Annotated in this window: 15 protein-coding genes; 4 read left to right on the forward strand and 11 right to left on the reverse strand. The window is 74.1% G+C overall.

The genetic code is table 11. The features are described from left to right. Together ELQ39_RS02325 and ELQ39_RS02330 are read left to right on the forward strand one after the other, a co-directional pair. Complete coding sequence (locus ELQ39_RS02325) at positions 1–1,233, forward strand: ROK family transcriptional regulator (RefSeq protein ID WP_225625704.1); 1,233 nt, start codon at positions 1–3, stop codon at positions 1,231–1,233. Next, positions 1,230–2,111: a Gfo/Idh/MocA family protein gene (locus tag ELQ39_RS02330; protein ID WP_225625703.1), complete on the forward strand. Its 882-nt coding sequence runs from the start codon at positions 1,230–1,232 to the stop codon at positions 2,109–2,111. Before ELQ39_RS02325 ends, ELQ39_RS02330 begins: the two co-directional genes overlap by 4 nt. A 78-nt stretch (positions 2,112–2,189) precedes the next feature. On the opposite strand, the gene msrA is transcribed toward ELQ39_RS02330, so the two are convergent. From msrA to ELQ39_RS02345, 3 genes are all read right to left on the reverse strand, one after another. Continuing rightward, positions 2,190–2,702, reverse strand: coding sequence for a peptide-methionine (S)-S-oxide reductase MsrA (gene msrA / locus ELQ39_RS02335; RefSeq protein WP_190002087.1), 513 nt, complete (start codon positions 2,700–2,702; stop codon positions 2,190–2,192). A gap of 133 nt (positions 2,703–2,835) precedes the next feature. Continuing rightward, positions 2,836–3,945 carry an SGNH/GDSL hydrolase family protein gene (locus ELQ39_RS02340; protein WP_391666867.1) on the reverse strand — a complete coding sequence of 370 codons (1,110 nt, stop codon included), beginning with the start codon at positions 3,943–3,945 and terminating at the stop codon, positions 2,836–2,838. Positions 3,946–4,211: 266 nt separating this feature from the next. Continuing rightward, complete coding sequence (locus ELQ39_RS02345) at positions 4,212–5,378, reverse strand: ROK family transcriptional regulator (protein WP_242590816.1); 1,167 nt, start codon at positions 5,376–5,378, stop codon at positions 4,212–4,214. Positions 5,379–5,556: 178 nt separating this feature from the next. On the opposite strand from ELQ39_RS02345, the gene ELQ39_RS02350 reads away from it, so the two are divergent. Then, on the forward strand, positions 5,557–7,707 hold the full coding sequence (locus ELQ39_RS02350) for an alpha-galactosidase (protein WP_242590817.1): 2,151 nt from the start codon (positions 5,557–5,559) through the stop codon (positions 7,705–7,707). A 29-nt stretch (positions 7,708–7,736) separates the two neighbouring features. Here ELQ39_RS02350 and ELQ39_RS02355 read toward each other — a convergent pair whose 3' ends face one another. From ELQ39_RS02355 to ELQ39_RS02390, 8 genes are all read right to left on the reverse strand, one after another. After that, positions 7,737–8,180, reverse strand: a complete 444-nt coding sequence (locus ELQ39_RS02355) for an ATP-binding protein (RefSeq protein WP_190002084.1) — start codon at positions 8,178–8,180, stop codon at positions 7,737–7,739. 88 nt (positions 8,181–8,268) lie between these two features. Next, positions 8,269–10,368, reverse strand: a complete 2,100-nt coding sequence (locus ELQ39_RS02360; protein ID WP_225625700.1) for a S9 family peptidase — start codon at positions 10,366–10,368, stop codon at positions 8,269–8,271. Further along, the gene (locus ELQ39_RS02365) at positions 10,365–12,149 is read right to left on the reverse strand and encodes an N-acetylglutaminylglutamine amidotransferase (RefSeq protein ID WP_190002082.1); all 1,785 of its coding nucleotides are present in this window, start codon (positions 12,147–12,149) and stop codon (positions 10,365–10,367) included. Before ELQ39_RS02365 ends, ELQ39_RS02360 begins: the two co-directional genes overlap by 4 nt. A 157-nt stretch (positions 12,150–12,306) precedes the next feature. Beyond that, positions 12,307–13,500, reverse strand: coding sequence for a carboxylate-amine ligase (locus ELQ39_RS02370; RefSeq protein WP_242590818.1), 1,194 nt, complete (start codon positions 13,498–13,500; stop codon positions 12,307–12,309). A 174-nt stretch (positions 13,501–13,674) separates the two neighbouring features. Beyond that, positions 13,675–14,010: an STAS domain-containing protein gene (locus ELQ39_RS02375; RefSeq protein ID WP_242590819.1), complete on the reverse strand. Its 336-nt coding sequence runs from the start codon at positions 14,008–14,010 to the stop codon at positions 13,675–13,677. Between the two features lie 47 nt (positions 14,011–14,057). Next, a complete protein-coding gene (locus ELQ39_RS02380; RefSeq protein ID WP_242590820.1) occupies positions 14,058–15,290 on the reverse strand; it encodes a PP2C family protein-serine/threonine phosphatase in 1,233 nt (410 codons plus the stop codon). 11 nt (positions 15,291–15,301) lie between these two features. Then, entirely contained in the window at positions 15,302–16,108 is an 807-nt protein-coding gene (locus ELQ39_RS02385; RefSeq protein WP_242590821.1) for an alpha/beta fold hydrolase, read from the reverse strand. Positions 16,109–16,150: 42 nt separating this feature from the next. Beyond that, entirely contained in the window at positions 16,151–17,062 is a 912-nt protein-coding gene (locus ELQ39_RS02390) for an NAD(P)-dependent oxidoreductase (protein WP_242590822.1), read from the reverse strand. A 107-nt stretch (positions 17,063–17,169) separates the two neighbouring features. Between ELQ39_RS02390 and ELQ39_RS02395 the strand changes: the two genes are divergently transcribed. Beyond that, positions 17,170–17,799, forward strand: coding sequence for a TetR/AcrR family transcriptional regulator (locus tag ELQ39_RS02395; protein ID WP_242595529.1), 630 nt, complete (start codon positions 17,170–17,172; stop codon positions 17,797–17,799). The last annotated feature ends 16 nt before the right edge of the window (positions 17,800–17,815 follow it).

Consider the following 17,815-nt stretch of genomic DNA (forward strand, 5'->3'; position numbering starts at 1 on the left):
ATGGGGGAACGTGTGACGACGCCGCAGCCGGTCAGCGCGGGCGGACTGCTGGACCTGATCCGCAGCGGACGCGCCAACACCCGGGCCGCCCTGCAACGCGCCACCGGACTGTCCCGGTCCACCGTGGGACAGCGGCTCGACCTGCTCAACCGGGCCGGCTGGCTGCGGCACACCACGGGCGCCTCCACCGGGGGCCGCCCCTCGGAGCGGATCGTCTTCGATTCCGCGCACGCCTCGGTCCTCGCCGTGGATCTGGAGACACGGCACGCCCGGGCGGCGGTCCTCGACCTGACCGGCACGATCCTCGCCGAGCACACCGGGCCGCTGGACATCACCGAGGGACCGGACCACGTCCTGGACCATGTCACCCGGTGGTTCCCCGACCTGATCGCCGCGGCGGGCGCCGACGCATCCCGGGTCTGCGGGGTCGGCCTGTCGGTGCCCGGCCCGGTCGACTGGGAGGTCGGCCGGGTCGTCGAGCCGCCCATCATGCCCGGCTGGGACCGCTACCCCATCCGCGAGCGCCTCCAGGACGCGTACGCGCGGCACGTGGGCGCGAGCCTGGAGGGCGGCCCGGTGCCCGTCCTGGTGGACAACGACGCCAACCTGATGGCGCTGGCCGAGCAGCAGGCCAACCACCGGGACTGCTGCGCGTTCGTGCTGGTGAAGGTCTCCACCGGCATCGGCGCCGGCGTGGTCGTCGACGGCCACGTCTACCGGGGCATCGACGGCGGCGCCGGCGACATCGGGCACATCCGGGTGCACGACCGCGCCGACGCGCTGTGCATGTGCGGCTCGTACGGCTGTCTGGCGGCCGTGGCCAGCGGCCGGGCCCTGGCCAAGGAGCTGTCCGGGGCGGCCGGCAACGCCGCCTCGGGCTCGGACGTCAGGCGGCTGCTGGCCGAGGGGCATCCGGACGCGATCCGGCTCGCCCGGGAGGCGGGCCGCCGGGTGGGCGAGGTGCTCGTCACCGTCGTCACCCTGCTCAACCCCGGGGTGCTGATGCTCGCCGGGGACCTGTCAGGGGTGCCGTTCATGACCGGTGTGCGCGAACTGCTCTACCAGCGGGCCATGCCCCGCACCACGGCCAACCTCCAGATCGTCACCTCCCGCCTCGGCGACCACGCCGGCCTGATAGGGGCCGCGACCACGGTCGTCGACCACCTGTACTCCCCCGAGCGGGCGGACGCCCGTCTCGCCGGGATCCTCTCCCCGCAGTCAGGACGACCGTGACACCCTCCCCCTGGACCCGCCGGCCCGTCGAGGTCGGCCTGGTCGGCGCGGGCCCCTGGGCCCGTGCCATGCACGCCCGGATCCTCGCGGCCGGGCCCGAGACCCGGCTCACCGCCGTCTGGGCCCGCCGCGCCGAGGCGGCGCACGCGACGGCAGCCCCGTACGGGGCCGACGTGGCCGGCTCCTTCGAGGAGTTGCTCGACCGGTGCGAGGCGGTGGCGTTCGCCGTGCCGCCCGCCGTGCAGGCCGAGCTGGCGCCCCTGGCCGCGAGGCGCGGCAAGGCGCTGCTGCTGGAGAAACCGCTCGGGCCCGGCCTGGACGCGGCCCGGCGCGTCGCGGACGCGGTGGCAGAGGCGGGCGTGGTCTCGCAGCTCGTGCTGACCAAGCGGTACCACCCGGTGACCCGGGCGTTCCTCGCCGCCGCGCGGGACGCCGAGGTGTCGGGCGCCCGCTCCTGCTATCTCCACGGCGCCTTCCTGGCCGGGGAGTTCGCGACGGGCTGGCGGCTGGAGCAGGGCGCGCTGCTGGACCTGGGCCCGCATCTGCTGGACCTGCTGGACGCGGCGGTCGGGCCGGTCAAGGCGATCCGCGGCACCGGCGACTCCCGCACCTGGCTGGAGCTGACCTGCGAGCACGAGAACGGCGCGGTCAGCCAGGCGTCACTGTCCGGCGCGGTGAACGTGCCCCGGGCGGTCACCCGCGTCGAACTGTTCGGCGCCGGGGAGCCGTTGGTGTACGACACGGCGGAGATCGACCACGAGGAGTGCTGGCCGGTGCTGCGCCGGGAGTTCGCGACGGCGGTGCGCACCGGCGTCACGACCGCCCCGGACGCGGCACGCGGGCTGTACCTCCAGGAGCTGATCGCGCGCGTGGTGTGACGTCACGTCACCTCTGCCCACGACGAAGGGGGCGCTCCCGCCGGGCGGGCGCGCCCCCTGTCGTGTGCCGCGGTCGGCTCAGGACGCCGCGCGCCTGGGCAGGCGCCAGCCGGGCCGCGGGAAGTGGCAGGTGTAGCCGTCCGGGTAGCGCTGGAGGTAGTCCTGGTGCTCCGGCTCGGCCTCCCAGAAGTCCCCGGCCGGGGTCACCTCGGTGACCACCTTGCCGGGCCACAGTCCGGACGCGTCGACGTCGGCGATGGTCTCCTCGGCGACGCGCTTCTGCTCGTCGTCGTAGTAGAAGATCGCGGAGCGGTAGCTCATGCCGATGTCGTTGCCCTGGCGGTTCTTCGTCGTCGGGTCGTGGATCTGGAAGAAGTACTCCAGGATCGTCCGGTAGTCGGTGACCGCCGGGTCGTAGGTGATCTCGATGGACTCGGCGTGGGTGCCGTGGTTGCGGTAGGTCGCGTTGGGGACGTCGCCGCCGCTGTACCCCACCCGGGTGCTCAGCACGCCCGGCAGCGTGCGGATCAGCTCCTGCATGCCCCAGAAGCATCCGCCCGCGAGCAGCGCCTTCTCCTCGGTCCTTGTCATCGTGTGTCGCCCTTCTCCCAGGTGTGCTGCGACGTTCCTCAGTGAGAACCGCGCCGGGACCTGCATTGTTCCGGCCGCGCCCGGTGCGCCGGACACCGGGTCGCGCGGTCCGCACGGGGGGTGCCGGGCGGGGTCAGCGTCCCGGGCCCGAGGCGCACTCCAGGTCCCTCAGGCGGACCTCGTCGGCCATCGCCCGCATGCCCTCGTCGGTGAAGTGGAGGTGGTCGCCGTTGTCGTAGGCGGGCCGGATGGACTCGGGGTCGCCGGGGTCGCGCACCGCCCGGTCGAAGTCGGCGACAGCGTCGAACAGCCCGCCGCCGCGGATGAACGCGTTGACCTCCTGGCGGACCGCCTCGGCCTCCGGGTCCCACTCGGGCCAGCCCTTGAACGGCGCGATCGTGGCGGCGACCACACAGTGCCCGGCCGCGTGGACGCGGTCGGTGAGCCGGCGGTAGCCCTCGATCAGGTCCTCCGCCGTGACGCCGGTGTGCGCCTTGAGGTCGTTGACGCCCTCGAACAGCAGGACCGTGCGGACGCCCGGGTGGGACAGCACGTCACGGTCGAGACGGTTCAGGGCGCTGGGCGAGGCGGTGTCGGCGAGCACCTTGTTGGCGGAGATGCCCGCGTTGGCCACACCGCGGACGGTGGTGGCGCGGGAGTGCTGGAGGCGCCGGGACAGGTAGTCGGGCCAGCGGCGGTTGAGGTCCGTGGTGGACTCCCAGCCGTCGGTGATGGAGTCGCCGAGCGCGACGACCGCCCCGGTGCGTGCGGGGGTGCGGACGGTGACGGCGTCCAGGTAGAACCAGGACGTGACGGTCCGCGTCCAGGGGGCGGCGGTCTCGCCGGCGGTGTGGTCGCCCTGGGTGAGGTACGAGGTCTGCATGGCCAGCCGGTGTCCGGTGGCGGGGCCGGACGCGTCGGGGCTGTGCAGGCTGACGACCAGGTTGGTACGGGCGCGGACCCGGCCGGGGAGCGGGTCGCTGAGGACGAGGCCGCCCGGCGGGACCGTCACGCTCGTGCGGCCGTCGAAGGTGAGGCGGCGGTTGCTGCCGGGGACCAGGGCGGCGCCCTCCCGCTGGAGGCCGGCGTACACGCTGTCGAAGGTCAGCGGCCGGTCGCCGAAGGCGTTGGAGAGCCGTACGCGCATCCGGTCGCCGCCGACGCTGGTGTGCACCACCAGCCGGTAGGCGCGGTCGGGCACGCCCGTGCCCAGCCGGAAGGCGCTGGTGGCCCAGGTGACCACGTCGTGCCGGGGCGGCGCGCTCCCGGCCGCCGAGGGGACGGGGCCGAGGAGAGCGGCGAGCAGGGCCAGGACGAACAGCCCGCGCAGCCGGGTCCCCCATGGGGGAAGTCTTCGAGGGTGGAGCGTGGTGGTGTTCAGCGTCGCCTCCCACGTGTCCCGTGGTGTTGTCGTGACCCGTAGTGAGATTAGCGGCACCTGTCCGGCCTGGCACCGCCTGCATCAGGCCGTCATCGCCCGTTCATCTCCCGTTCCGGGGCAGGCAGGCGTCAGCGGCCGACGAAGGACTGGATGGCCGTGGCGGCGGCTCCACGGGCCCACTCCTCGAACGGCAGGGGGCGGGTGCGGACCTCGCAGCGGGCGGCGGAGCCGAAGGCGGCCGCGGTGAAGACGTCGCGGATCTGCCCGGCGAACAGGTCGTACGCGGCCAGGCCCTCACCGGAGATGATCACGCGTTCCGGGCCGAGCAGGTTGGCCACGGTGGCGATCCCCCGGCCGATGGCCTCCCCCGCCCGGGCGTAGACGGCGCGCGCCCCCTCGTTCCCCTGGCGCGCGAGGGCGAGGGCCTCCGCGGCGTCGGAGACCGGGACGCCGGTCACCTCACGGACCCGGGCGGTGATCGCCGCGTCGGAGGCCACGGCCTCCAGGCAGCCGCGGTCACCGCAGTGGCAGGGCGGGCCGTCCGGGACGACGGGGACATGACCGATCTCCCCCGCGACGCCGTGCGCGCCCGGGACGACCCTGCCGTGCACCACGAGCCCGCAGCCGATGCCCGCTCCCACGGTCACGACGGCGAAGTCCGACAGGCCCACGCCGTCGCCGAACCACTGCTCGGCCACGGTCAGCGCGCGGACGTCGTTCTCCACGGTGACCGGCAGCCCGCTCATCTCCTCGGCGAGCCCGGCGAGGGGTACGTCGTGCCAGTCCAGGAAGGGCGACCAGCGCACCGTGCCCGTGGCGCGGTCCACGTCCCCGGCGACCGCGAGGCCGAGCCCCAGGATCCGGACGCCGAACCCCTCGGCCTCGGTGAGCAGTTCCCGTACGAGGTCCGCGGCGACCTGGAGGACCTCGCGCGGCGCGCGGCCGGACAGGGGCACGCGCCGGGCGACGCGGATGCGGCAGCACAGGTCGGTGAGCACGCCGATGATCTCGTCGCCGGTCGCCTTCAGACCGACGAACAGCGCCCGTCCGCCGTCGACCCGCACCGGGTTGGCCGGGCGGCCGACCGCCGGGCGGACCTCCGCGCCCGCGTCCTCCATCAGGAAGCCGGCCTCGATCAGCGGTCGTACGGCCTTGGTGACCGCTGCCGGGGACAGGCCCGTCCGCCGGGCCGTCTCCTGCCGGGTGAGCGGGCCGTGCGTGAGGACGGTGGTGAAGATCTGGGAGGCCGCCGGGGTGTGTGCCGGGAACGTCTCGGCGGGCGAGGTCGAAGGCATGGCCGGGAACCTAGGCTCCTTATTTTCCGATGTCAATGAAAGTAGTCCTCTTTCTTTCGAAGGCCATAGGGAGCCCCCTTACGCCTTGTAAATGCAAGAGACGGACCGCCCTTGACACGTGATCGAAGGCCACGCTTGGGTGTGCGGTGCAATCCCCTGACGCTGATCGTGAGGCACCATGCCGCTCATCACCCGCTCCCCGGACACCGGGGTCTGGCTGCTGACCACCCCGCGCACGTCGTACGCGCTGCGGATCGACGAGACCGGCGCGCCCTGTCATGTGGCGTGGGGCCCGCGGCTCACCCCCGAGGAGGCGGACACGCTCGCGGCGCCGTTCGCGGAGCCGTCCAACAGCTTCGAGGGCCGGCCGCCCGTGGGCGAGGAACTGCCCGTGGACGGCGGCACCCGCTACGGCCCGCCCTCGCTCCAGGTGCGGTACGCGGACGGCTCCCGCGCCTTCGAGTGGGAGCCCGCCGGCCACCGGGTGGACGACCGGGTGCCGGGCTGCGAGGAGCTGGTCCTGGACTTCCGGGACCGGGTGGTCCCGCTGTCGGTGGCGCTGCACTACCGGGTCCGGGCGGACACGGACGTGATCGAGCGCTGGACCGTGGTGCGCAACGACGGCGACCGGCGGGTGGATCTGCTGCGCGCCGACTCCGCCGCGTGGACGCTGCCGCCGCTGGCCGACTACCGGCTGAGCCATGTCACCGGCCAGTGGTCGGCGGAGACGCGGTTGCACCGGGAGCGGCTGCCGCACGGGGAGACGGTGCTGACCAGCCGGCGCGGCATCACCAGCCACCACGCCAACCCCTGGGCCATGCTCGACGACGGCACCGCCGACGAGGACCGGGGCCGGGTGTGGAGCACGGCCCTGGCGTGGAGCGGCAGCTGGCGGATCACCGTGCAGCGCACCCCGGACGGGCGGGCGGGGCTGACCGGCGGCGTGGGCCACGAGGGGACGCGCGTGCCGCTCGCACCGGGCGAGGAGTTCACCACGCCGGTGGCGGCCGGGCTGTTCGCCGACGGCGGTTTCGGCGCGGCGAGCCGGGCGTGGCACGCGTACGTCCGGACCCATGTGCTGCGGCACGCCGACGAGACGGCGCCGGTGCTCTACAACTCCTGGGAGGCCACCGGCTTCGACGTGGACGAGGCGAGCCAGCTCGCGCTCGCCGAGCGGGCGGCCCGGCTCGGGGTGGAGCTGTACGTCGTGGACGACGGCTGGTTCGGCGCCCGCCGCAGCGACCGGGCGGGCCTCGGCGACTGGGCGCCGACGCCGGACCGCTTCCCGCACGGTCTGCGGCCGCTGTCCGACGCCGTGCACCGGCTCGGCATGCGGTTCGGCCTCTGGGTGGAGCCGGAGATGGTCAACCCGGACAGCGACCTGTACCGGGCGCACCCCGACTGGGTGCTTCACCTCCCCGGCCGTCCGCGCACCGAGCTGCGCAACCAGCTCGTGCTGAACTTCGCCCGGCAGGACGTCGCCGACTGGGCCTTCGACTGGCTCACCCGGCTGGTCGCCGAGCACCGCGTGGACTTCCTGAAGTGGGACATGAACCGTGTCTTCGGCGAGTCCGGCTGGGCGGGCCCCGAGGACGGCAACGACCGGCTGTGGACGCGCTACGTCCAGCGGCTGTACGGCGTGCTGGACCGGCTGCGTGAGGCGCACCCGAACCTGCGGATCGAGACGTGCAGCGGGGGCGGCGGCCGGGTCGACCTGGGCATCCTTGCCCGCACCGACCAGGCGTGGACGTCCGACAACACCGACGCGGTGGACCGGCTGGGCATCCAGCGGGGCTTCAGCCAGGTGTATCCGGCGCGGGTGATGTCCGCCTGGGTGACGGACGTGCCCAACCAGCTCACCGGGCTGACCGTGCCGTTGCGGTTCCGGTTCCACGCGGCGATGGCCGGGCTGCTCGGTCTCGGCGGCGACCTCACCCGCTGGAGCGAGGAGGAGCTGACCGAGGCCGCCGCACTGGTGGCCCGCTACAAGGAGATCCGGCACTTGGTGCAGCACGGCGACCAGTACCACATCGGCGACCCGTACGGCGACGGCGCGTCGGCCGTGCAGTACGTGGCAGCGGACGGGGGCGAGGCGGTGGTGCTGGTCTTCCGCGCCAGCCCGCGGCACGGCGCCCCGCGGGTGCCGCTCCGGCTGCGCGGCCTGCCGTCGGGCGTCCGCTTCCGGGACACGGAGAGGGGCACGGTGCATCACGCGACGGTGCTGACGGAGTACGGACTGGACGTCGATCTGCCGAGCGGCGACTGGGCGAGTGCTCTGATCCACCTGGAGCGGGTGCCGGACGGTGCCGGGGACCGGGCGGACGACTGAGAAACAGGAGCGCCGAGAAGGTGAGGCGGTCAGGCGGAGAGGGCGATACGGGCGGTGATGCTCTTGCCCTCCGCCTCCTGGCGGACGTCGAGGGCCTCGGCGACGGCCATGACGATCTCGAGGCCGTGCTGTCCGACACGGCCGGGATCGGCGTCCCGGGGCCGCGGCGCCTCCGGGTTGCCGTCGTGGACGACCACCTCCACGGCGTCGCCGAAAACCCGCAGGTCCAGTCCGACGGGGCCGGGCGCGTACTTTCGGGCGTTGGTCACCAGTTCGCTGACCACGAGCTGGGTGATCTCCACCACCCGCTCCGGCACCGGCAGGCCGTCCTCCGTCCGCGCCCGGTCGAGGAACTCGGCCGCGAGGTGACGTGCCTGCGCTATCCACGCGCCCCCGGCGTCCAGGGCGTAGGAGGCCCTCAGCCGGGGTGCGCCAGACACCGTCTCCCCCTCGTCGACAGGAACTGATTCCATCCGGTCCGCCTTTTACTCGATCACACCGCGCGACTACCCGCATCGCTCCCCCGCACGCCCAAGAAGTGTGACAGGTCCGTCGGACAGGTCAGCCCGCCAGGTGCCGCTCGAGCCAGTCACCTGCCGCACGGCGGAACAGACGGCGGTTGTCGGCCCGGCGGAAGTCGTGACCTTCGTCACGCAGCAGGAGCAGCTCCGCCTCCAGGCCGCGTTCCCGCGCGGCCCTGACGAACTGCTCGGACTCACCGGGTGGCACGTTGGTGTCGTGCTCCCCGTGCACGGCGAGGACCGGGGCTCGCAGCGCGTCGACCCTGCTCATGGGAGACAGGGCGCGCAGCAGGTCCCGGTCGCGTTCCGGATGGCCGTACTTGTGCGCGGCGGACTGCGCGATCCAGGGCTCGGTCCCGGCGAAGAAGGTGGTCAGGTCCGACATGCCGCACACGGCCACGCCGGTGCGGAACAGGTCGGGGTGCCAGACCAGGGACGCCATGGTGAGGTAGCCGCCGTAGGAGCGGCCCATGACGGCCATCCGCCTGGGGTCGGCCAGCCCCTGCACCATGACGTGCGCCGCGCAGTCGGCGACGTCGTCGATGGCGGAGAAGCGTCCTGCGCCCAGGTCGGCGTCGGTGAAGCTGCGGCCGTGGCCGGAGGAGCCGCGCACGTCGGGGGCGAACACGTCCAGGCCGCGGCCGAGCAGCTCCAGGTAGAGGGGTTCGAGGACGGGGCGTTCCTGTTCCTCCGGCCCGCCGTGCAGATGGAGGACGCAGGGCGCGGGTTCGCCGGGCGAGCGGCCGGGGGCGCGGTAGTACCAGCCGCCCAGCTGGAGGCCGTCCCGGGCGACGGGCCGCACGGGCGTGGGGCGCACCGGGGTCAGGCCGGGCGGGAGGGCGTCCTCGTCGCGGGAGGACCATGGGGTGCGCAGGGGCGCGCCGTGCGGCAGCCACCACACGCCGGGGTGGCGCCGTGAGCCGGACAGCGCGACGACGGGTGCGTCGGGGTCGGCGGTGGGCGCGATCCGGGTGACGACCTCGTGGGGCAGGTCGACGCGGCGTGCGTCGCCGGCCGAGGGCGGTGGCGCCGCGCCCGCCTCGGTGCCGTACGGCGGAGCGGACTTGAGGGCGAGCAGTTCCAGGTCGCTGACCCCGTGCCGGTTCCACGCCAGCACGGCGCGGCGGCCGTCGTGGCCGAGGGTGAGGAGTTCGAGGCCGCAGTCCTCGCGTTCGGCGACGACGCGGGTGGTGTGCAGTTCGCCGCGCGGGCCCAGGTGGGCGGCGAGCAGGGCCGCGTACTCGCGTCCGGCGTCGCTGCGCAGCCAGACCGTGCCCGCGGACGGGGAGAAGCCGCCCACCCAGGGGTCGCCGTCGGCGACCGGGAAGGCGCAGGTCACGGCGGAGTCCTCGGTGCGCACGACGAGGGCCTCGCGGCGTCCGCGGGGGCCCCGGTACACCAGGGCGAGGCGGCCGTCGCGGCTGAGGTCGCACACCCGCTGGTTGGCGGCGCCACGCTCGCTGAACAGCAGGACGGGCGCGACGGTGCCCTCCGGGTCGACGAGGTAGGCGGACAGCGTCCGCTCCTCCGGCTCCCGGTCGGAGGCCGGGCGCACGCCGCCGTCGGCCGCCCCGAGCCGTCCTCCGGCCGGGTCCAGCAGAACGGCCCGGCCGTCGCGCCCCGCCCACTGCGGCGCGTGCCCGGTGCCGGGCGGTCCGGGCGCCTCCGCGTGGTACCGGTCGGCGTGGCCGGGCGGGGCGGACTCGGTGACCGTCACCGCGATCGCGGAGCCGTCGTGCTGCCAGCAGCCGAGCCGTGCGGACGTGCCCGACTCACCGCCGGCCAGCAGATGCCGGTCGCTGCCGTCCGGGCGTACGCACAGCACCCGGGTCAGCTCGCCGCCGCCGGGCGCCGTGGTGTAGGCGATCCACCGGCCGTCCGGCGACCAGGACACCTCCGTGACGGGGTGCGGGTCGGCGTCGAGGCGGCGCACCTCCTGGCCGTCGACCGGGCCGGTCCACAGCTGCGGCACCCCGGCCCGGTCGCAGATGAACGCGACGTGCCGCCCGCTCGGGTCGGCGGAGGGGTACCAGCAGCCGTGGACCGCCGGGGGCGGCAGGTCGTACGGCGCCGAGGTGTCGGCCAGCGGGGCGGACTCCGGGGCGTACAGCGCGCTGCCGGGGTTCCGGGTCGCCGTCATCGGATCCCGTGGGTCTGGAGCCAGGTCTCCAGCAGCGCGACCTGCCAGAGGGCGTTGGCGCCGCGGCGGGTGCGGTGGGCGTCGGGCGCGGCCAGCAGCCGCTCCACGTACTCCTCGCGGAACACCCCGCGGTTACGGGCCTCGGGCGCGGTCAGGGTGTCGCGGACCCGCTGGAGGACGGGGCCGGCCATGTGCCGGATCGCCGGGACCGGGAAGTACCCCTTGGGCCGGTCGACGACCTCACGTGGCAGCACCCGGCGGCCCGCGGCCTTCAGGACGCCCTTGCCGCCGTCGGCGAGCTTCAGCTCGGGCGGGCAGGCGGCGGCGAGTTCCACCAGCTCGTGGTCGAGGAACGGCACCCGGGCCTCCAGGCCCCAGTCCATGGTCATGTTGTCGACCCGCTTGACCGGGTCGTCGACCATCATCACCAGGGTGTCCAGGCGTAGTTGCGCGTCGAGGGCGGTGTCGGCGCCGTCCTGCGCCATGTGCTCCCGGATGAACTCGGCCGAGGTGTCCCGGTCGGGCAGCATCTCGGGGCGCAGCACGTCCGCCATGTCGGCGTGGGAGCGGTCGGCGTAGGCCTCGATGTACGCCTCGGCGGCCCGCTCACGGGGCGCGCCCGCCATGGCCGGGTACCAGTCGTAGCCGGCGAACACCTCGTCGGCGCCCTGGCCGCTCTGCACGACCTTGACCTCCTTGGCGACCTGCTCGGACAGCAGGTGGAAGGCGACCACGTCGTGGCTCATCATGGGTTCGCTCATGGCGCGGACGGCTCCGTCGAGGGCGCCGGCGACCCGGTCGGAGGGCACCATCAGCTGGTGGTGGCGGGTGTCGAAGTGCCGGGCGACCAGGTCGGAGTAGTGGAACTCGTCGCCGTCCTCGTCGCCCTCGGACTCGAAGCCGACGCTGAAGGTCGCCAGGTCCCGCTGGCCCTCGTCGGCCAGCAGCGCGACGATCAGGCTGGAGTCCAGGCCGCCGGAGAGCAGCACGCCCACCGGCACGTCGGCGACCATGCGGCGGCGCACGGCGGTGCGCAGTGCGTCCAGGACCGCGTCGGTCCAGTCGTCGGCGGTGAGGTCCGCGTAGGCGGCGCGCCGGGTGTGGAGGGGGTGCCAGTAGCGGCGGTCGTGCTGGGTGCCGTCGGGCTCGACGACGCGCACGGTGGCCGGGGGCAGCTTGCGCACGCCGTTGAGGACGGTGCGGGGCGCGACGACGGTGGCGTGCCAGCTCAGGTACTGGTGCAGGGCGACGGGGTCGAGGGAGGTGTCGACGCCGCCGGCCGCCAGCAGGGCGGGCAGCGAGGAGGCGAACCGGAGGCGCTCGGAGGTGGCCGACAGGTAGAGCGGCTTGATGCCGAGCCGGTCGCGGGCGAGGACGACGCGTCCGGTGTCCTGCTCGACGATCACGAAGGCGAACATGCCGAGGAACCGGTCGACGCAGTCGGTGCCCCACTGCTGGTACGCCTTGAGCACCACCTCGGTGTCGGAGTGCGAGAAGAAGCGGTGCCCGAGGGCGTGCAGTTCGTCGCGCAGCTCACGGTAGTTGTAGACGCAGCCGTTGAAGACGCCGGTGAGGCGGGCGCCCGGGTCGGTCATGGGCTGGGCGCCGCACTCCGACAGGTCGATGATCTTCAGCCGGCGGTGTCCGAGCGCGACCGGGCCCTGGGACCACAGGCCCCGTCCGTCCGGGCCGCGCGGTGCGAGCCGGTCGGTCATGCGCTCCACCGCCGCGATGTCGGGCCGTCCGCCGTCGAACCGTATCTCCCCGGTGAGACCGCACATCAGAGGTTCCTCCCTTCCCTCGGCTCCCGGTCCCTCGGGGCGGTGTCCTGCTGGGTGACGGCGTGGCTGTTCCTGGACATGGGGTGGTGATCACTCTCCTGGTTCGGGTTCGGGTGACGGGCCCGTAGCCGGACGCGGCGCGGGCCGGTGCGCCGGATCAGCCCGGCGTGCCCGGGGCGATGACCGGGTGGAGGGGGGAGCGGCCGCCCGTGCGCCGGGCGGTGACCTGGGGGCGCGGGCGGCGGGCGCCGGCGCGGGCCGGGAGGCGGTCGCCGCGCGTCTCGGTGACGAGCAGGTCGATGCCGGTCGGCAGGTCGGCCTCGCGGACCGTGCGGCGCAGCCGGTCGGCCGCGCTTCCGGCGGCGAGGGCCTCGTCGAGCAGATCGCGCACGGTGGCGAAGTCGCCGGACGCCTCCAGGGCCGGGCGCAGCCGGTGCAGCATGCGGCGCAGCACCAGGTGGGCGGGGGCGGCACGGCGGGTCCACGGGTCGACCAGCGGGCCCTCCAGACCGGAGCGCGCGGCGCGCCAGCCGGCGGCCCGCAGCCACTCGTGGTGGCCGTCGCAGCGTGGGTCGGCGCCGCGCTCCAGGCGGTGGCAGGCGTCGCGCACCAGCGCCCGGAACAGTCCGGCGATCAGCACGACCGTCTCGGCGCGCGGGCAGGCGTCGCCGATCCGCAGCTCCAGCGTGCGCTGGTGGGCGGAGGGGCGTACGTCCTGGTAGAGCATGCCGCTGTCGCTGATGACGCCGGAGCCGATCAGTTCCGCGACGGCGGCGTCGTACTCGGCGGCGTCCCGGTAGCAGCCGGCCGGGCCCGCGGTGGGCCAGCGCTGCCAGAGCATGGTGCGCCAGGAGGCGTAGCCGGTGTCGGAGCCCAGCCAGTACGGGGAGCTGGCGGACAGCGCGAGCAGCGGCGGCAGCCAGGGCGACACCAGGCACATCGCGCGGACCGCGGTGTCGCGGTCGGGCACGTCGGCGTGCACCTGGGCGCTGCAGATGAGCTGTTCGTCGGCGACCCTGCGGTACTCCTCCGCCATGCGCCGGAAGCGGGGGTCGGCGGTGACGTCGCGCGGGGTCACCCGGGCCAGCGGCACGGTGCCGGCGGCGACGACGGCCAGGCCCTCCTGGGCGGCCGCGGCGGCCAGACGGCGCCGGGTGCCGGACAGGTCGGCGTACAGCCCGTCGAGGGTGTCGTGGACCTCACTGTTGCTCTCCACCGCGGACTGTTGCAGCTCGCTGCTGAAACCGGTGGTGCCGAGTCTTTCCAACAGCAGTCCGGCCCGTGGGACGAGTCGCCCGCTCTCCGCGTCCAGGACGTGGAATTCTTCCTCTGCTCCGATACGCACCGTCACCGCCGGTTTCCCCTTGCCCTAGTCCTGTGCCGGCCCCGCGACGGCCCAGGGGCCGCCGGCGGCGCTTTCGGCACACCCCGGGTGCCCCGAATGGCGCAGAAGCAATCGAACAGCCCTCGTCAACGGTGTACGGACCCGGACGGAGGGGGCGCGTGGCCCGGCAGGGGCGGGCGGTCAGTTCGCCTGGAGGCGGTGGCCGTCGCGCAGGTCGAAGACCTGGTCGAGACCGGTGAGGTGCAGCAGCCGGCGCAGCGCCTCGGGCACGGCCACGAGGATCAGTCCGGCGCCCGCCGCGACCACGTGGTTGCGGACGGCGATGAGCGCGGTGATGCCGCTGGAATCGCAGAAGCCCAGCCCGCCCAGGTCCAGCACGAGCATCAGCCCGGTGGAGACGACCGTGCCGACGGCGGCCCTGCGCAGTTGATGCGCGTTGCTGTGGTCGAGGTCGCCGGCCACCTCCAGGAGGGCGCCGGCGGGCGTGCGGGACGAGACGATCGTCAGGGGTTTCATGGGGGTCGCTCTGTTCGTTCCGTGAAACTGGTGCTGAGGAAGGGAGGTCAGGGGGTGGCGGGGACGCCGACCGCGAGGAGCGCGGTGTCGTCGTCGAGGCCCTCGCCGAAGTCGCGCAGCAGCGCGGTGAGGGCGTCGACGAGTACGCGGCTGCCCGCGGGGGCGCGCGCGGCGGCGAACGACCGCAGCGCGTCGTAACCGTAGAGCTCCCGGCCGGGACCTACGCGGGCCTCGGTGAGGCCGTCGGTGTAGAGCAGCAGCGTGTCGCCGGGCCGCAGCACGGTGCTCGCCTCGACGAACTGCGCCGTGGGGAGCACACCGACGAGCATGCCGCCGCGGGTGCTCAGGTACTCGGCCGTGCCGTCGGCGCGCAGGACCAGCGCGGGGGGATGGCCGCCGGAGGCGAGCCGGACGTTCAGGGTGGCCCCCACCCGTTCGAACACGCCGGCCACGGCGGTGCAGTAGCGGGGGTCGTCGCCGGTGTAGCGCTCCATGAGGGCCCGGTTGAGGATGCGCAGATCGTCCACCGGGTCGGCGTCCTGGATCATGGCGGCGCGCAGGGTGTAGCGGGTGAGCGAGGTCAGGGCCGCGGCCTGGGGGCCCTTGCCGCAGACGTCGCCGAGGAAGAAGGCGGTCCGGGTGTCGTCGAGCGGGAACAGGTCGTAGAAGTCGCCGCCGAGCTCCATGGGGGACGCCGTGTGGTAGTAGCCGGCCGTCTCCACGCCGGGGAGGTCGGGCAGGGTGGCGGGCAGCAGGCTGCGCTGGAGCACGGCCAGGGCCTCGCGCAGCTGGGCGCGGTCGGCCTCGGCCTGCTGGCGCGCCTCCTCGGCGGCCCGGCGGGCGCGCAGCAGTTCCTGCTCGTAGGCGCGCCGGTCGGTGGCGTCGAAGACGGTGGTGCGGATGAGCAGCGGTTCGCCGTCGGCGCCGCGCTTGAGGGTGGAGGTGACCAGCACCGGCAGCCGGGGTCCCGCCGCCGTGCGCATCTCCAGCGCGACGCCGCCGAGGTGTCCCTGCATGCGCAGCAGCGGGGCGAAGTGCGTCTCGTGGTAGAGCCGGCCGCCCACCGTGAGCAGGTCGCTGAACCGCTTGCGGCCGACGACCTCCTCACGGGACAGGCCGAGCCATCCCAGCAGAGTGGCGTTGATCTTGGCGATGGTGCCGTCCATCAGGGTGGACAGGTAGCCGCACGGCGCCGACTCGTACAGGTCCTCCGCCGAGTCCTCCAGCAGGGAGCTGAACCCGGAGCGGATGTCGGGGGCCTCCGCGCCGGCGTCGTCCACGCCGCCCGGACTCAACGGGCTCCTGAGGACAGGAACGAGCGTATCGCCGAGGCGGTGGCCTCGGGGGCGCTGAGCTGCGGGCAGTGGCCCACGGCGTCGAGAGTGACCAGTTCGCTGCCCTTCACGGCGGCGTGGACGTACGCGCCGACCTCGCGGGGCGCGATGGCGTCCTGCTCACACTCCAGGATCAGGGTGGGGACGGACACGGTCTCGAGGTCCTTGCGGCTGTCGGAGAGGAACGTCGTCCGGGCGAAGACCCGGGCTATGTCCGGGTCGGTCGCGCAGAAGCTGTTGGTCAGTTCCTCGCCGAGCTCCGGACGGTCCGGGTTTCCCATGATGACCGGGGCCATGGCCGCGGACCACCCGAGGTAGTTCGACTCCAGGGACTCCAGCAGCTCGTCGATGTCCTCGGCGGAGAAGCCGCCGCGGTAGTCGTCCTCGTCGATGTACCGGGGCGAGGGGCACACCATGACGAGGGCGCCGATACGACCGGGGGCGGCGGCCGCGGCCAGCACGCCGGTCATGGCGCTCACCGAGTGCCCGACGACCACCGCGTCGCGCAGGTCCAGCTCCTCGCAGACCTCGACCAGGTCGCGGGCGTAGCCGTCGAGGGAGGAGTAACGGTCCTCCTGCCAGGCGGACAGGTCGGAGCGCCCGGCCCCGACGTAGTCGAAGAGCACCAGCGGGTGGTCCTCGGCGAGAAGCGGCTCGACCAGACGCCACATGTTCTGGTCACAGCCGAAGCCGTGCACGAGGACGACGGGACGCCCGGTGGTGGCCCCGGTCACACGGACGTTGTTCCTGCGGAGGATGCTCATCCGCCCATGCTCGCACGCCGGGCGGAGTGCTCGTCGCGGGGCTCAGGCGGGGCCGCCGCCGAGGCCCGCGGCGGGCGTGGGAGCCGCGTCGGTGCGGGCCTCCAGCGCGCGCAGCACGGCCACCATGTCCTCGCCGCCGTGCCCGCCGGCCACGGTCTCCTCGAACAGGGCGTGGCAGACGTCGAGCAGCGGGGAGGCAACACCGGCCGCGCGGGCGGCCTCGGCGATCAGGCGGTTGTTCTTCAGCACGTCGGTGGCGGCGGCCTGGACCGCGAAGTCCCGGGCGAGCAGCTTGGGCGCCTTCATCCGGGACACGGAGCTGGCCATGGGTCCCGCGTCCAGCACGTCGAGGAAGCGGGCGCGGTCCAGTCCGTGCCGGTCGGCGAAGTGGAACGCCTCGGTGAGCCCCGTGACCTGGGTGATCAGGAAGAGGTTCACGGCGAGCTTCATCAGCAGGGCGCCCGGCACCGGCCCGCAGTCGAAGCTCTCCCGGCACATGGGGACCAGCAGCGGGCGCACGTCCGCGAGGACGGAGTCGTCGCCCGCCAGCATCGCGACGAGCCGGCCCTGCTCGGCGGGGACGCGGGAGCCGGAGACGGGGGCCTCGGCGTAGGCGCCTCCGGCGGCGCGTACGTCCCTCTGCAGCGCGGCGGAGTACTCGGCGGACGTGGTGCCCATGTGGACGACGGTGCGTCCGGCCACGCGGGCCTCGAAGGCGGGGGTGCCGCGGCCGAGCACCGCGTCGACGGCCGCCTCGTCGGCCAGCATCAGCAGCACGGTGTCCGCCCGGTCGAAGACCTCCGCCGGACTCGCGGCCACCTCGGCGCCGGCGTCGCGCAGGGGCGCGCACCGCTCCGGGGTGCGGTTCCACACGACGAGCGGGATCGCGGCGCGCGCGAGGTTGAGCGCCATGGGCCGGCCCATGACTCCGAGTCCGACGAAGCCCACACGCATGCCGCACCACCGATCTCGCTGTTATGACAACTGTCATAGTAGCGAGTTCTATGACGACGGTCATAGGGTGGATCCGCAGGGAGCACGACGAGACGCGGGAGGCCGGGATGGCAGGGGCCGAGCGGGGGCCGCGGGAGCGGATGGTCTTCAGCGCCGCCCAGCTGATCCGGCGCGAGGGGGTCGGCGCGACGGGCATGCGCGAGGTGGCCGCCCACGCGCGGTCGCCGCGGGGCTCGCTCCAGCACTACTTCCCCGACGGCAAGGAACAGCTCGTCAACGAGGCCGTCGGCTGGGCCGGCCGGTACGCCGGGAACCGGGTGGCGCGCTTCCTCGCCGCGCTGCCCGAGCCGACGCCGTCCGGGCTGTTCGCCCAGATGGTCCGCCAGTGGACCGACGAGTACGAGTCCGAGGGGTTCGACGGCGGCTGCCCGGTCGCGGCGGCCACGGTGGACTGCGCCCGTACGGCCGACTCCACACGGCAGGCCGCACAGGCCGCCTTCACCCGGTGGACGGGCGCGGTGGCCGCCGCCCTGACGGACATGGGCGTGCCCGAGGAGCGCAGCCGGCCGCTCGCCACGCTGATGATCAGCTCTCTCGAGGGGGCGATCCTGATCGCCCGGGCGGAACGCAGCGTCCGCGCCCTGACGACGGCGGCCCGCGAACTCGGCCCCCTGCTGGACGCGGCGGTGACCCGGCCCGCGACGGACGGCGGACCGCGCGGAACGGCCGGGAGCTGACACCGCGTTGACTACA

The organism is Streptomyces sp. GB4-14 (assembly GCF_022696125.1).
GTDB lineage: Bacteria > Actinomycetota > Actinomycetes > Streptomycetales > Streptomycetaceae > Streptomyces > Streptomyces werraensis.